We start from the raw sequence: 15151 nt of genomic DNA, 5'->3' as shown, positions 1-15151 counted from the left end.
CTGCTGACATGACCTACCTGCAATCGCTGGCTCCAGCGAGCCCTCAAGAGGACCGTGTGGCCCGAGGCGAACAACTACCTGGAAACGCGCTGTTCCTGGAGTTCTTTGCCCCGCAGGGATGTTGATTCTCGCGTGCGGCGACGACCGGCGGCGACCGCATCCCCCGCCGCCTCGTACGATCTGGAAACGAGCGGCTAGCGCCGACGACGTCCGCGATCGAAGGATGACCGGAGGTTCGCAATGGAGTACGTGCGGTTGGGTGGCACCGGGCTGAAGGTGTCCAGGATGTGCCTGGGAATGATGAGCTACGGCGACCCGAAGCTTCGCGAGTGGTCGCTCGACGAGGACGCCGCCGAGCCGTTCGTCCGTGCCGCGGCCGAGGCGGGGATCACGTTCTACGACACCGCGGACGTGTATTCCCTCGGCCGGAGTGAGGAGATCACCGGTCGGCTGCTCAGCCGCTTCTTCACCCGCCGCGAGGACTACGTGCTCGCCACCAAGGTGCACGGTGCCATGGGTGACGGCCCGAACGACCGCGGGCTGTCCCGCGCCCACATCATGGACGCGATCGACGCCTCCCTGCGTCGGCTCGGGACCGACCACGTCGACCTGTACCAGATCCATCGCTTCGACCCGCAGACGCCGGTCGAGGAGACGATGGAGGCGCTGCACGACGTCGTACGTGCCGGGAAGGCTCGCTACATCGGCGCGTCCAGCATGTACGCCTGGCAGTTCAGCAAGGCGCAGTACACCGCCTCGACCCATGGGTGGACCAGGTTCGTGTCCATGCAGAACCACTACAACCTGGTCTACCGCGAGGAGGAGCGGGAGATGCTGCCGCTCTGCCAGGACCTGGGTGTCGGCGTGATCCCGTGGAGCCCGCTCGCCCGCGGGTTGCTCACCGGCAGCCGCGGCCGGGGCGGCGAGAAGCGGACCCTTCGGGCCCGCAGCGACTCGTTCGGCGACACGTTGTACGACGACAACGACTTCACCATCGTCGACCGCGTGGCGCAGGTCGCCGAGAAGCATGGCGTCGCAGCCGCGCAGATCGCGCTCGCCTGGCTGCTGCACCAGCCGACCGTGACGGCACCGATCGTCGGCGCGACCAAGCTCGGGCACATCAAGGACGCCGTCGCCGCCGTCGACGTCACGCTCTCCGACGACGAGCTGGCCTCCCTCGAAGAGCTCTACCAGCCCAAGCCGATCGCCGGTCACAGCTGACTACACGCCTTCTGCTTGCCGAAATCGGTTGAGGCAGGAGGCTTTTCGTCGTCCCGCCTGTCCCGCAGGGGTCCACCTGGGACGTCCTGATGGGACAGACGCGGCGAGAGCCTGATCAGCGGCACCCGGGAGCCGACAGCCCCCCGGGTGCCGCTGGTCGGGCAGGGCTCACTTCTTCGCGGTGAGGCCCTTCGGGTTGAGGTGCTTGATGTTGCCGGACTCGGTGCCGTCCGCCGGGTCGATGATGCAGTCGATCAGCGCCGGCTTGCCCTCCGCGAGGGCCTTCCGCAGCATCTCGCCGACCTGGTCGGGGGTCGTGGCCTGGTATCCCGTACCGCCGAACGCCTGCATGATGACTTCGTGCCGCGCCCGCAGGTACGTAGGCGCTGGGTCGCCCGACGGGGAGGTCTCGTCACCGCGGTATACGCCGCTGTTGTTGAGCACCAGCGTGATCACCGGCAGGTCGTAGCGGGCGATGACCTCGGCCTCCATGCCGGAGAAGCCGAACGCCGAATCGCCCTCGATGGCGATCACCGGCTGCCCCGTCTCGACCGCGGCCGCGATGGCGTAGCCCATGCCGATGCCCATCACGCCCCACGTACCGGAGTCCAGCCGGTGCCGCGGCACGGTCATCGGGATCGTATTGCGGGCCAAGTCAAGGGCGTTGGCGCCCTCGTTGACGACGTACGCCTCCGGGTGTTCGGCGATCACGTCGCGGATGGCTAGGAGTGCGCCCAGGAACTTCATCGGCTGCGCGGTCTTCGCCGCCTCCAGCCGCTTGGCCATCTTCGCCACGTTCGCCGCGGACTTCTCGCCCAGCTGCTCCCGCCACGCGGAAGGCGCCGCGATCTGCCCGGGTTTCGCCCGCTCCACCAGCGCGTCCATCACCGAGCCGATGTCGCCGACCAGCGGGGCGGCGATCGGCTGGTTGGAGTCCATCTCGTTCGCCGCGATGTCGACCTGGATGAACTTCGCGTCCGGGTTCCACTGCGGCGCATCCCCGTGCCCCAGCAGCCAGTTCAACCGCGCCCCGACCAGCAGCACGACGTCCGCCTGCTTCAGTGCCAGCGACCGCGCGGTCGCCGCCGACTGCGGGTGGTCGTCCGGCAGCAGCCCCTTGGCCATCGACATGGGGACGTATGGAATCCCGCTCGACTCCACGAACTGCCGGATCGCCTCATCGGCCCGCGCGTACGCCGCGCCCTTCCCGAGCACGATCAGCGGTCGCTCCGCGCTGGCCAGCAGCTCGATCGCCCGGTCCAGGGCCGCCGACTCGGGTATCTGCTTCGGCGCCGGATCCACGACCTCCCACAGGGACTTCTCGCCCTTCTCCTTGTCGAGGATTTCGCCCAGCACCGCCGCCGGGATGTCCAGGTACACCCCGCCCGGCCGGCCGCTCACCGCGGTACGGATCGCCCGCGCGATGCCCCGCCCGATGTCCTCCGCCCGCGACACCCGGTACGCCGCCTTGCAGAGCTGCTTGGCGACCGCCAGCTGGTCCATCTCCTCGTAGTCACCGCGCTGCAGGTCCACGATGTGCCGCTCGCTTGAGCCGGAGATCTGCACCATCGGGAAGCAGTTGGTGGTGGCGTTCGCCAGTCCGACCAGGCCGTTGAGGAAGCCCGGCGCGGAGACCGTCAGGCAGATCCCCGCCTTCTGAGTCAGGAACCCGGCCGCCGCGGCCGCATGCGCCGCGTCGCTCTCGTGCCGGAACCCGATGTAGCGGATCCCGGAGGCCTGTGCCAGGCGCGCCAGGTCAGTGATGGGGATGCCGACGACACCGTAGATCGTCTCGACCCTGTTCAACTTCAGCGCGTCGACGACCAGGTGGATCCCGTCCGTCAGGGCAGCCGTGTCGCCACCCTCCGCTTCCGTGGCCTGCGCGACAGCGTCCGTCATGGTCCGGATCCTCCCTAGGGGCCGTTCGTCCGTTCTCTGTTAGCACCAGCGACCTCAGTCGGCCGTTAATTGTATGCAGTATCCAGCATCCCATCGTTGGGGGCTAGGGGGTGGACGGCGTGGATCGTGAGCGCGCGGCAGGGCCGACCCTGCGCAAGGGGTCGGCCCCTGGTTTTGTGGTTGGTGAGCTCAGGCTTCTGCTCGCACGAGATCCGGCCTGGCGAAGGGGGTTGCGGACAGGACGACGCGAACGGGGTTGAGGTAGCAGGCCCCCGGTGTCCCCGCCCGGATTTCGGGTGCTCACGACGCGTTTTGCGGCAGGTCACTGGTCTTGTTCCAGTTCTTTGAACTGATCGGGGAGGGCCCCGTCTTGGGACCGGGCTCGCGGATCCCAGTTGGTGGTTCCGCGTCAGCTGGCCGGGCGAGTGGGAAGAGGAGCCTCGCTGCTTGGTGTCCTCGACGGCGGGTGGGCCGAATGGGCGGACGTGATGGGCGTCACTGGAGGTTGCTCGTCCCGTCTCGATGGAGAAGGTCTCACAGGCGGGAAGTGAGGGCATGACGGTTGTGCCGTGCTCGCGGATCGGGATCGTGGTTTTGACGCGATCGTGGTCGGTGAGTATGTGCGTCCCTTCAGCGACAACCAGTTCGCCCATATGCTGCCGCTTTTCGACGGATACGGCGTGCAGGTGTGGTTTCCCGAGGCTGGCGGCCCCCTCCAGTCCGATAGCCCCGATCTCCGGGCGCTGATGGCGATGCTTGGTGCGCAGTCTCAGCGGGAGGTCCTTCAGGCCCGGCACCAGCCTCACCGGGACGGCCGAATGCATTGACGAACCCGACGCGGTCGACCGTTTCCCACGCGACCACGGCCTGATCACCATCTACGACAACTCACGCCTGGTCGTGCCAACCGACCAGGCCTGACCAGCGAAAACAAACCCGCGTCATGGGGTAATTCTGTGTCCGAGGCGAGTTGTGGTGCAACTCGACTGCTAGGCAGCAGTCGAGTCCACAAAGGAGAGATTGGGGTACTGCGGCACGGCCACGTCGGGTGGCGCGCTCTCGGCATTCGCAGCACCGTGGTTACCTGCGGACCTCGCGCTGAGGGTGGGTGCCAGAGCCTGCGCCAGGAGCGTGCGAGCCGCTCGGCATATGGGCTGTACGATTGTAGGGGCGATCATGACTTCGGACGCGACTGCCGCTGGTGGAAAACGGCTGCCCCGGCACCGCAGCGCGCGGGACGACGCGGGCATCGCGGGCGAACACCGGCCAGACGAGGCGCGCCCGGTTGGAGACACGAGTGCAGGGCGCGGCAGTGACTTCGCCCAGCTGGCCCGGATGATCAAGCAACTCGGTCTGCTGAATCGTCGCCGCGCCTACTATGTTGCAAGGATGGCCGTCAACGGCGGGTTGCTCGCGGCCGGCGGCGTGGCGTTCACCGTGCTTGGTGACTCCTGGTGGCAGATGGTCACGGCGGTGGTTTTCGCGGGAGTGTTCACGCAGCTCGCCTTCATCGGACACGATGCCGGACACCGCCAGATCTTCCGCACGCGCCGGGCCAACGACCTGGCAGGCCATGTTCACGGGTGTCTCACGGGGATCAGCTATGGCTGGTGGGTCGGCAAGCACAACCGGCACCACGCCAACCCGAACCACGAGGACGCTGACCCCGACATCGAGATCCAGGCCCTGGCGTTCACCGCCGAGCAGTCCCGCACAAAGCGCGGCATTCTCCGGTGGATGGCGAAGCATCAGGCATTCCTCTTCCTCCCGCTTCTGACGCTTGAGGGGATCAGCCTGCACGTCCGCAGCATCCAGGCCGTGCTGCGACGGGAGGTGAAAGCGCACCGTGTGGAATCCGCGCTGCTCTCCGCGCACGTGGTGGGTTACCTGGTGGTGGTGTTGCTCGTGTTGTCGCCGTTCAAGGCGGTGGTGTTCATCGCGGTGCATCAGGGCCTGTGGGGCGTGTACATGGGGTGCGCGTTCGCGCCGAACCACAAGGGCATGCCGATCCTGCACGCGGCTGACAAGCTGGACTTCCTACGCAAGCAGGTGCTCACCTCCCGCAACATTCGGGGGAGCCGGTTCGTGGATTTCCTGCTCGGAGGTCTGAACTACCAGATCGAACATCACCTTTTCCCCAGCATGCCGCGGCCGAACCTGCGGCACGCACAGCGGCTTGTGCAGCAGTTCTGCACCAGCCGCGGAGTTTCGTACAGCCAGTGCGGCCTGTTCACTTCCTACGCGCAGGTGCTGCGGCACCTGCATGCCGTTGGCACGCCATCGCGACACCCATCGGTCGACCGCAGCGCCCCGTAACCACATGGCCCGTCGCGTGGGCCACGATCCCGCTCGCCGCGTTCTGGCCATGTACTGCCCGCAGCCTGCGGTGGTCTACCTGGCGGTCAGCGGGTGGCCGCCGTCGGTTTCCCAGCGGTCCTCAGGCGATGCCTCCGCAGGCTGCGGGATGAGCGCGGTAGCAGCGGAAGTCGGCTTCGGATCATCGGCGAGCAGATCGTGGGGGGAGGCGACGCTGTCTTGTTGGGATGCCTTCGCGAGCACCGCGTTCCCGCGGAGTTCGGTCGTGTCCACAGGGATGACCAGCAGGACCATCCGGTGTCCGCTCGGGCTGGTCAGGCTCACCGTCTGCTGATCGAGCGCGTGGAAGCCTTCCAGACGTACCTGGTGTCCCTCGACGCGGAGTTTCCGTGGGGCCGGTTCCCAGGCGGTCAGGTTGTAGGCGAGCCGGGTCATCGGCCCGGAGGTAGCCGTGAGTGCGGTGAGCAGCCCGGTGAACTCGATCGTCGGGTTCGCCGATCGCGGCCACCAGGCGCCGTCGACGAATCCTCGCGGGCTGGTTGCCGACTTGAGTGTGAAGCGCGGTCCCGCAGGGGTGGCCCGCGTGGTGACCGGGTTTAGCTGGTTGGGTCCCATGGCGGAACTCCTTCCCGGCCGATCAACGACCGGTACTGACCCCCGGGACTGTGGAAGCTGGACTGCTCACGTTGCCGAGAACCTCGTTGATCTCAGCCTACGCCCAAGTCGTAGATCAGGTGCGATTCCGGAGCTCGTAGCGGTCGAGTCACACGGTCGCAGCAGCAGGAGGACGCGTCGATGATCGGCGGTGTGGCGGGGCCACCGCATGCGGACCCGTCACGTTTCGGGGCGGGCGACCTCCGAAGGTCGCCCGTTCAACCCCAGACTTCTGGCGAGCGTTGCCGAGGGGCACGGGTACGGCCGCTCCCAACGCCCGGCCCGGTGCCCCTGGAGACTTCGGCACCATTGCCTCGGCCAGATGCGCGGAAATATCCCCAGTGGTCATTCCCTTAGCTGTCAACTAAATCGCCAGTTAGTCCACACTGGGCAGACGGTTGGCTGTGTCCACGACTGGCACCAAAGCCGGAGGTGCCCACCGCGGAGTACTTCGATGTGCCCTGGTGTCCGTGATCGCGGGAGCCGTCCACCGAGGTGCCGACACCGCTTTTGGTGCCGACAGTTCGGCCGGGACCAATCCGCGCTTCGGTCTGCTGGTAGTGCCGCGAAGTAATCTACTGTGGACAGTGTTGTGGCAGGTCGATACCGCCGAACCCCAAGTGAATTGGGAGTCAAACCGCCTGGTGCGGCACAACATCCTGCGCAACCGACCTGCAGAACTGATCACGCGCTCGCAATCGTTGGAGGCACCGGTGGCGGATGGGTACCACGCGGCCGGTGGAGTGATGATGCTGGCGATCCAGTGCGTTGCGGCGCTATCGTGTCGTGACCGCCCCGGCCCCCGGCGGTAGCCAACACTTACGGTTGTCCCACCGGAGGCCAGCGATGTCAGACTCGTTCCTATCGGCCGAATCCAGCTCCACACCCGCCCAGCGGCCGACCGCGAGCGAGCGGCGTTGCGATGACAGTGATCTCAGCGACGCGGTCCGGCAGGGCTGCGCGAGTGCCTACCGCGAGCTGTACGTGCGGCATGTGGGTGCCGCGTACACCGTGGCTAGGCAGGTGACCAGATCGTGGGTCGACGCCGATGACTTCGTCTCCCAGGCTTTTGCCAATGTGCTTGCCCGCTTGCGCGAAGGCCAGGGGCCATCCGCGTCGTTCCGGGCATACCTGCTGACGTCCGTACGTCATGCAGCTTTCGAGCGCACCCGACGGGACCAGCGGCTGCAGCTGGCGGGCGACATCGCCCACGTCGTCTCGGACGACGTGGGCGAACGGTTCGAAGACGCCGCGATCGCAGGGCTGGAGCGCTCGCTGGCGGCGCATGCCTTCGTCAGCTTGCCGGAGCGCTGGCAGATGGTGCTCTGGCACGTCGAGATCGAAGGCCGGACCCCAGCCCAGCTTGCGCCGTACCTGGGGTTGACCCCCAGTGGTGTCTCAGCGCTGGCCTACCGGGCCAGGAAAGGGCTGCGCAAAGCGTACCGGCAGGCTAGCCAGGCGTCGTGTTCCGGCTAGCGCAAGGTACTGACTCCGGTTGCGCGGCATTTTCCGCCGTCACGGTCGGACCCGGTGACAGCGGCCGACCGAACCGGAACAGACCCGAACGCGCTGCGCGTGGTTGTGGATCTGCATTGTTGGAGATGCGAACTCCCGCGACTAGAGCTTGACGGGATGGACGCCCTGTGGACTCGGAATCGTGCGGTTTCCCTCGCATTTGGATCCGGCTTTCTCCCCCCAGCGATAAGTGGTTACCAGGGTCTGGAGTAACCGGATCAAGCGGAATGAGTTGACCGTACGCGCCTTCCCGGCGTCTGTCACTCTCCGGATCATCCGGCGCCGGCGTTCGCACTGCGCCCACCGGCGACGAATGTGGCCTGGATTTTGCGGTATCTCTGTTCGGTCCGCGTCGTGGTGCGCGTAGGCTGGTGCTGAGTCGTTGAGCGCATCGGTAGCGTCGGCAGGACCCGTGAGGCGCCGACGTATGGCGGCTGATTCCGGCTACGGGGATGAGGCCACAAGATGAATCGGTGCGGTGTACCCCCGTTGACGGTGGGCGCTACCCGTGGCACTTCCCATGGGTGATATCGACCCGTTGGTGTGGACCCTTGCCTCGATCATCGCCAAGGGGGGAGGTTCGGCGCCGCTGCGGATCTGCCAAGCCTGCGTAGCGGAACTGCTGGTGGACGGGGCGGCGATCACGATGATGACCGACGCTGATCGCCAGGAGCTGGTCTGCGCCACCGACGAGGTGGCGAGCGAGCTCGATGAACTGCAGTTCAGCCTTGGGGAAGGACCAGGCGTGGAGGCACTCACCTCGGGACGCCCGGTGCTGATTTCAGACCTGGACGACACCATCGACCACCGGTGGCCTATGTTCGCCACCAATGCCCGGCGCATGGAGGTACGTGCTCTGTACGTGCTTCCCCTGCAATTGGGCACGATCAAAATCGGGGTCCTGGACCTCTATCGCGTCAGGCCCGGTCCGCTGCAACCCGAGCAGCTGACCGGCGCATTGCGCGCTGCGGACGCGGCGTTGTGGACGTTGCTCGGCCACCGGGCTGGCGAGACACTGGATGGCGATGGCCCACTGCGGTGGTCGCACGATTACCCGCTCCGCAGGGCTGAAGTGCACCAGGCGACCGGGATGATCGTGGCGCAGGCACGCGTTTCCGCGGAGACCGCGCTGGCCATGTTGCGGGCATCCGCCTTTGCAAACGACCGCCACATCGATGAAGTGGCCCGCGACGTGGTCGCCAGGCGGCTTCGGTTTGAGGAGGGACCTCGATGATCACAACCAACCGCCCGAAGGCGGTGACGATGCCATGACCAGCGAGGATCGCGGAAGCGAGCGGGCGGTCGCCGAGGCGCTGGTCAGCCTCGCAGACTCCTTGGTGGATGACTTCGACATGATCGAGCTGCTGCACCGGCTCACGTCTGATTGCGTGCGGCTGCTCCCCATCGATGCCGCCGGGTTGTTGTTGTCGGATCAGCGAGGAGCCCTCCAGCTGGTCTCGTCCTCGACCGAGCAGGCGCGGTTGCTGGAACTGTTCCAACTGCAGACCGACGAGGGACCGTGCCTGGATTGCTTCCGGACCAGTCGCCAGGTCAGTTCGATCGATCTGGCCCAGGACGGGAACCGGTGGCCGAATTTCGCGGCGCGAGCATTGGAGGCCGGCTTCATCGCGGTGCACGCCCTGCCACTGCGCCTTCGTGCCGACACCATCGGCGCGCTGAACTTGTTCAGCGCGACGGCGAGTGCGATGGGGCAGGAGGAGCTGCGCATCGGGCAGGCTCTGGCGGATGTCGCCACCATCAGCATCCTGCAGGAACGGGCGATCCGCCGTGGCGACATCGTCAACGAGCAACTGCAGACGGCGCTCAACAGCCGCGTCATCATCGAGCAGGCGAAGGGGGTCCTCGCCGAACGAAACCAGACCGGCATGAACGAGGCGTTCACCACCTTGCGGCGCTACGCCCGGGCGTACAACCGTCGGCTCACCGAGGTCGCCAGCGAGGTCGTAGACGGCACGCTCCTCATCTCCATCCCCGAACCCGCAGCCACGGACGAACACACCGCCTGAGCAGGGTCCTCCGCTCGGCCACGCGAGGTCGGGGCTGTTGCGGGACGCGCGTGGCGGCCCGAACAGCGTTGCACTGCGCTGGACAATGGCGAGCTAAGTGGGGTTTTTACTCTGGTTTCTCGGTTTTCGCAGGCGACCGTCTACTGTGGTGTGCCGGATGTGGATCGTGGGTGCGTTTCGTGTGTTCCTGGTGATCGGGTACCAGAGTGCGGCCCCAATCTCCACGAACTAGAGTGTTTTGGAGGGAGCGCAAGTGCGCCAACCGCACTACGATTCATTACTTTCCACAAGAGACGGTCCTCAATAGACCTGGTGGCAAGGAAGGAGCTTGCGGGTGAAGGCTGCCACTGTGGTGCCGGGTAGGCCGGAGTTGTCGGGGGTCGTTGAACTGCCCGTTCCCGTTCCGCGGCCGGGGGAGTTGCTTGTGCAGGGCCTGCTGGTGGGGTTCTGCGGTGTTGATCGTGATGTCACCGAACGAGCGCATGGCGTCTTGCCTCCTGGGCGTGACCGCATGGTTCTTTTCCATGAATCCGTTGGTCGGGTGGTCCATGCGCCTGGGGTCAGCGGTTTTCAGGAGGGTGACTATGTGGTTGGTGTTGTCCGTCGTCCGGATCCGCTGCCGTGTGAGGCGTGTGCTGCTGGGCAGTGGGACTTTTGCCTCAATGGCGAGTACACCGAGCGCGGGATCAAGGAACTGGATGGATTTGGTGCTCAGCAGTGGACGGTCGAGCCCCAGTTCGCGATCAAGGTTGGGCCTGTGCTTGGTGATCTGGGGGTGCTGACCGAGCCCGCATCGGTGGTGGCCAAGGCGTGGGAGCAGGTCGACATGATCGGTAGGCGAGCCTACTTCGCTCCCCGTCATGCCCTGGTGACTAGCGCTGGACCGGTGGGTTTGCTCGGTGCTCTGTTCGGTACGCAGCGTGGCTTGGATGTGCACGTTTTTGACCGGGTCGCTGAGGGGCTGAGACCTGATCTGGTACGCGCACTGGGCGCGACTTATCACACGTCGTTGGAGGATCTGGGCTGCGATCCGGACATCGTGATCGAGACGACGGGATCCGGGAGGGTCGTGTTCGAGGTGCTGCAGCACACCGCGCGTAATGCGATCACTGTGTTGGTTGGTCTCACGGGCCACCACCGCACGGTTCCCTTTCCTGCGGAGGCGGCGATCGACAACGAGTTGATGTTGGACAACGACGTTGTGGTGAGTAGCGTGAATGCCAATCTGCGCCACTACAACCAGGCAGTGCAGGCGCTGGGCGGTGCGGATCGGAAGTGGCTGGGGTCGCTGATCAGTCGCCGGATCCCGCTGTGCGACTGGACCGATGTCTTCGACACGGGTCCTGACGAGTTGAAGGTCGTCGTCGACCTCCAGACCTGACCAAGCGACAGTTGCCTGGAAAGAGGCTCAGTCCGGTCGACCCGTCCCATGTCCGGGCAATCCGGGTTCGGGGCGTTGCGCGCAGGGTTTTCTCGCGTTCGTGCGACAACCCCTGCCGGGGTCAATGCCTACTGCTCCAGGCGGGTCTGGCGGTCGGCCTGGATTGGTCGCTCCCCTTGCTGGGAGAGATTGCAAGATTTACATTCGGCTTTGGAAAGTCGATAACTGCACGGAAACATTGCCTGCGCGTGCACCGCAGAGCGTGCATCGTCGGATGTGCACCGGGTGAGGCAGCAATACATGCGACGCGGCCCGGGTTCGCCGTGGATCAGGCAGGATCGAGCGGTCACCGGTGCGGACCGGGTGCTGCCCCTCCCGTGTCGGTTACAGACCAAAGGCGGTCTCAACGATGAGGGACGCACACAGGCTCAAGCAGACATCCGGGGACCCGGGCAAGGGCACGGTGTACGCGGCATGGGAATGCTTCGTACAGGGCGAGGATGACGTCCGCGGGGTGCGGCCCGAGGTGGCGATCTCCTGGCATCGCTGCCGGGAGCAGTACCGGGTGGACCCGCACCTGACCGAAGCACCGGTGGCCGTCGTGGAACGAGAATATACGCCCGAACACGATGTCGTATTCGCTGAGCTGGGTTTTCGTGCCGCCTTCATAGCACATGAAGTGAGCAACCTCGGTGGCATAGTCACCGTCACCGATGCCACCGGCCGGATCCTGGCCGAGTGGGGCGACCAAGCCACGCGTGCCATCGCCGCCGAGTCCAATCTCGCGCCCTGGTATTCCTGGTCCGAGCGCGCGGCTGGCACGAACGGCATGGGCACGGCACTCGAAGAGCACCACCCGGTACAGATCAGGGGTGCGGAGCATTGGTGCCAGGCATTCCACAACTGGGCCTGCGCGGGCGTCGCGGTGCGTGACGTGGTGACCAAAGAGCCGATCGCGGTGCTCAACATCTCCAGCTGGCGAAATCCACTTCCCGCCTCCGCGAGCGGATGGCTGGCAAACGCCGTCACCAAGACCCAGTGCACGCTGAGAAGGCGCGCCCGGGACAGTGGCGCTGAGCTGGTCGCCGCATACAACCAGGCAAGGACACGCTCCGGTGCGGCGCTCACCGCGGTGGACGCCGCGGGCAAGGTGGTGATCGCCGACGACAGGGCAAGTGTGCTGCTTGGCGTCCCAGCCTCCACCCCGGCAGTAGACCCCACGCTGCGATGGAACCCCGGGCTGCCGGAGTTGATCGAAGCCGCCCGGTACGCCAGCAAGCAGGCAGCCCGCAATCCTGACTGGGTCGGTTCGACGCAGATCTTCACCCACCTCGCCGACGAGCCGATACCGATCAGCATCCGGCCCGCCTTCTTCTCCGGTCGGCTGATCGGGAACTTGGTCTCCTTCGGTGCTTCTGGCGGGGAGCAGTTGCCCCGGACGGAGGAGGACGCGCACTCTCGAACACAGCCGCGCCGAGTGGTCGCGATGCGTGACAACCGGATGGTGCTGCTGCGGCTGCCGGAGGTTTCCTTCGCCGAATCAGAGGGCAACGACGTGTGGCTGTCTACCGACCAAGGGCGACTGCGAGCCGCCTCTCCGGGCCTGGACAAGCTCGACGGTGAGCTGGCGGCTGCCGGCTTCCTGCGGGTGCACCGCCGGTACGTGGTCAATCTCAGCCGCATCCGCGAGATCGAGCGCCGGCGCAAGGGCGAGCTGGTTCTCGTCATGGATGACCAGACGGACGAGGTGGTACCGGTTTCCCGGCGCAACGCGCCAGCCGTGCGCAGGGCACTGGGCTTCTGAGGTCCTAAGCCCGGAAGGAGTTTCGTGTCTGACAGCCCCGACGCCGTTGTCGGCAAGAGGAACGACCGCGCCCGAGGTGCGGGTGCGCTCGGCGTCCCAGCTCACGGCGCCCCGTACAGCGAGACCCTCGGGGCCGCCGCCAATGGGAGCGTGGGCGGGTACCGCCACCCGACCGCGGGCGCGAGCAACCACGACTGGTGGCCGAACCGGCTCAACCTGAAAATCCTGCGGAAGCACCCGGCTTCGGCCAACCCCATGGGCGATGACTTCGACTACGCAGCGGAGTTCCAAACCCTTGACCTGGACGCCCTGGCGAGGGACCTCGACGAGGTGCTGACGACTTCGCAGGATTGGTGGCCAGCCGACTTCGGCCACTACGGCCCGCTCGTGATCCGGATGGCCTGGCACTGCGCTGGCACGTACCGCATCGCTGACGGCCGCGGCGGTCCGAGCGCAGGCATGCAACGCTTCGCGCCGCTGAACAGCTGGCCGGACAACCGCAACCTCGACAAGGCGCGCCGCCTGCTCTGGCCGGTGAAGCAGAAGTACGGCCGCAAGATTTCCTGGGCCGACTTGATGGTCTTCGCGGCGAACCGCGCGCTGGAGACGATGGGTTTCAAGACCTTCGGCTTCGCTGGTGGGCGGGAGGACGTCTGGGAGCCGGACGAGGACGTCTACTGGGGCCCCGAGCGCACCTGGCTCAGCGACCAGCGGCACAGCGGCATCCGGGAGCTGGAAAACCCCTTGGCCGCCGACCAGATGGGCCTCGTCTACGTCAACCCGGAGGGCCCGAACACCGTGCCGGACCCGCTCACCTCGGCGCGGGACATCCGCGAGACGCACCGGCGGATGGCGTTCAACGACGAGGAAACCGTCGCGCTGATCGCGGGTGGGCACACGTTCGGCAAGACCCACGGCGCGGCCGAGCCGGAAAAATACCTCGGCCCCGAGCCCGAGGGCGCCCCGATCGAGGCGCAGGGCTTGGGCTGGACGAACAGCTACCGCACCGGCAAAGGCGAGGACACCATCTCCAGCGGGCTCGAAGGTACCTGGACCCCCACCCCGACGAAGTGGGACAACAGCTTCTTCGAGACCCTGTTCGGCTACGAGTGGGACGTGGTGCTCAGCCCTGCCGGTTTGTGGCAGTGGATTCCGCGGGACGGCGGCGGGGCCGGCACAGTGCCGGACGCCCACGACTCGTCGAAGACACACGTCCCGACGGTGCTGACGACCGACCTCGCGCTGCGGTTCGACCCGGTCTACGAGTCGATCTCGCGGCGTTTCATGGCGAACCCGGACCAGCTGGCGGACGCGTTCGCCAGGGCCTGGTTCAAGCTCACGCACCTCGACATGGGGCCGATCCAGCGCTACCTCGGGCCGCTGGTCCCGCAGGAGCAGCTGATCTGGCAGGACCCGGTGCCCGCGGTGGACCACGAACTGGTCAACGATGCGGATGTCGCCGACCTGAAGAGCAAGCTCTTGGCCTCAGGGCTGTCGATCTCCCAGCTCGTCTCCACCGCGTGGGCGTCGGCGTCCACGTTCCGGGGCAGCGACAAGCGAGGTGGGGCGAACGGGGCGCGGATCCGTCTTGAGCCCCAGCGGAGCTGGGAGGTCAACGACCCGGACACGCTTTCCACCGTGCTGCGCACCCTGGAAAGCATCCAGGAGTCGTTCAACAACCTCCAAAGCGGCGGCAAGTCGGTTTCGCTGGCCGACCTGATCGTGCTCGGCGGGTGCGCGGGCGTCGAGCAGGCCGCCAAGAACGCCGGGCACGACGTGCAGGTCCCGTTCACCCCGGGACGCACGGATGCCTCGCAGGAGTGGACCGACGTGGAGTCCTTCGCCCCGCTCAAGCCCACCGCCGACGGGTTCCGCAACTACCTCGAAAAGGAGCACCGGCTGCCCTCGGAGTACCTGCTGATCGACCGCGCGAACCTGCTGACCTTGAGCGCGCCCGAGATGACCGTCCTGGTGGGCGGACTGCGGGTGTTGGGCGCGAACTACAAGCAGTCCCCGCTGGGTGTGTTCACGTCGGCGCCCGAGTCGTTGACCAACGACTTCTTCGTGAACCTGCTCGACATGAGCACGGAGTGGAAGGCGACGTCCAGAAGCGGCGCGACCCTGGCGACCTTCGAGGGCCGCGACCGCGCCACCGGCGAGGTCAAGTGGACCGGTAGCCGCGTCGACCTCGTCTTCGGCTCGAACTCCGAGCTGCGCGCACTCGCGGAGGTTTACGCGAGCGACGACGCGAAGGACAAGTTCGTGTACGACTTCGTGGCCGCGTGGGACAAGGTCATGAACCTCGACCGGTACGACATGGTCTGATCGTCGTCG

Annotated in this window: 11 protein-coding genes; 9 read left to right on the top strand and 2 right to left on the bottom strand. The window is 66.4% G+C overall.

The features are described 5' to 3' along the window. The first annotated feature begins 240 nt into the window (after positions 1–240). Positions 241–1221, top strand: coding sequence for an aldo/keto reductase (locus ACTWQN_RS17895; protein WP_443204628.1), 981 nt, complete (start codon positions 241–243; stop codon positions 1219–1221). A gap of 168 nt (positions 1222–1389) precedes the next feature. Here ACTWQN_RS17895 and oxc read toward each other — a convergent pair whose 3' ends face one another. Beyond that, positions 1390–3120, bottom strand: a complete 1731-nt coding sequence (oxc, locus tag ACTWQN_RS17890; protein ID WP_443204627.1) for an oxalyl-CoA decarboxylase — start codon at positions 3118–3120, stop codon at positions 1390–1392. 569 nt (positions 3121–3689) lie between these two features. Here oxc and ACTWQN_RS17885 point away from each other — a divergent pair. Both ACTWQN_RS17885 and ACTWQN_RS17880 read left to right on the top strand, forming a co-directional pair. Next, positions 3690–3947, top strand: a complete 258-nt coding sequence (locus ACTWQN_RS17885; protein WP_443204626.1) for a hypothetical protein — start codon at positions 3690–3692, stop codon at positions 3945–3947. A gap of 508 nt (positions 3948–4455) precedes the next feature. Further along, positions 4456–5436 (top strand): fatty acid desaturase family protein, encoded by a 981-nt coding sequence (locus ACTWQN_RS17880; RefSeq protein ID WP_443204735.1) that lies wholly within the window; start codon positions 4456–4458, stop codon positions 5434–5436. Between the two features lie 75 nt (positions 5437–5511). Here the strand turns inward: ACTWQN_RS17880 and ACTWQN_RS17875 are convergent, their stop codons facing one another. Further along, positions 5512–6051, bottom strand: coding sequence for a DUF5994 family protein (locus tag ACTWQN_RS17875; RefSeq protein WP_443204625.1), 540 nt, complete (start codon positions 6049–6051; stop codon positions 5512–5514). An 885-nt stretch (positions 6052–6936) separates the two neighbouring features. On the opposite strand from ACTWQN_RS17875, the gene ACTWQN_RS17870 reads away from it, so the two are divergent. The 6 genes from ACTWQN_RS17870 to katG all read left to right on the top strand — a co-directional run bounded on the left by ACTWQN_RS17870 (position 6937) and on the right by katG (position 15142). Then, positions 6937–7566: an RNA polymerase sigma factor gene (locus tag ACTWQN_RS17870; protein ID WP_443204624.1), complete on the top strand. Its 630-nt coding sequence runs from the start codon at positions 6937–6939 to the stop codon at positions 7564–7566. Between the two features lie 559 nt (positions 7567–8125). After that, complete coding sequence (locus tag ACTWQN_RS17865; RefSeq protein WP_443204623.1) at positions 8126–8839, top strand: GAF and ANTAR domain-containing protein; 714 nt, start codon at positions 8126–8128, stop codon at positions 8837–8839. Positions 8840–8873: 34 nt separating this feature from the next. After that, on the top strand, positions 8874–9632 hold the full coding sequence (locus tag ACTWQN_RS17860; RefSeq protein WP_443204622.1) for a GAF and ANTAR domain-containing protein: 759 nt from the start codon (positions 8874–8876) through the stop codon (positions 9630–9632). Positions 9633–9966: 334 nt separating this feature from the next. Then, positions 9967–11013, top strand: coding sequence for a glucose 1-dehydrogenase (locus ACTWQN_RS17855; protein ID WP_443204621.1), 1047 nt, complete (start codon positions 9967–9969; stop codon positions 11011–11013). A 409-nt stretch (positions 11014–11422) separates the two neighbouring features. Continuing rightward, positions 11423–12817 (top strand): DNA-binding protein, encoded by a 1395-nt coding sequence (locus ACTWQN_RS17850; RefSeq protein WP_443204620.1) that lies wholly within the window; start codon positions 11423–11425, stop codon positions 12815–12817. 24 nt (positions 12818–12841) lie between these two features. Then, positions 12842–15142, top strand: a complete 2301-nt coding sequence (gene katG, locus ACTWQN_RS17845; protein ID WP_443204619.1) for a catalase/peroxidase HPI — start codon at positions 12842–12844, stop codon at positions 15140–15142. Positions 15143–15151: the final 9 nt, after the last annotated feature.

The organism is Saccharopolyspora antiqui, assembly GCF_052246905.1.
Taxonomy (GTDB): Bacteria; Actinomycetota; Actinomycetes; order Mycobacteriales; family Pseudonocardiaceae; genus Saccharopolyspora.
This window is presented reverse-complemented; position numbering and strand designations above follow the sequence as displayed.

What these genes read in the sequence shown, in the direction of transcription:
- ACTWQN_RS17895 (WP_443204628.1), top strand. Translation starts at nt 241, where the DNA reads ATGGAGTACGTGCGGTTGGGTGGCACCGGGCTGAAGGTGTCCAGGATG.
- oxc (WP_443204627.1), bottom strand. Translation starts at nt 3,120, where the DNA reads ATGACGGACGCTGTCGCGCAGGCCACGGAAGCGGAGGGTGGCGACACG.
- ACTWQN_RS17880 (WP_443204735.1), top strand. Translation starts at nt 4,456, where the DNA reads ATGATCAAGCAACTCGGTCTGCTGAATCGTCGCCGCGCCTACTATGTT.
- ACTWQN_RS17875 (WP_443204625.1), bottom strand. Translation starts at nt 6,051, where the DNA reads ATGGGACCCAACCAGCTAAACCCGGTCACCACGCGGGCCACCCCTGCG.
- ACTWQN_RS17870 (WP_443204624.1), top strand. Translation starts at nt 6,937, where the DNA reads ATGTCAGACTCGTTCCTATCGGCCGAATCCAGCTCCACACCCGCCCAG.
- ACTWQN_RS17865 (WP_443204623.1), top strand. Translation starts at nt 8,126, where the DNA reads ATGGGTGATATCGACCCGTTGGTGTGGACCCTTGCCTCGATCATCGCC.
- ACTWQN_RS17860 (WP_443204622.1), top strand. Translation starts at nt 8,874, where the DNA reads ATGACCAGCGAGGATCGCGGAAGCGAGCGGGCGGTCGCCGAGGCGCTG.
- ACTWQN_RS17850 (WP_443204620.1), top strand. Translation starts at nt 11,423, where the DNA reads ATGAGGGACGCACACAGGCTCAAGCAGACATCCGGGGACCCGGGCAAG.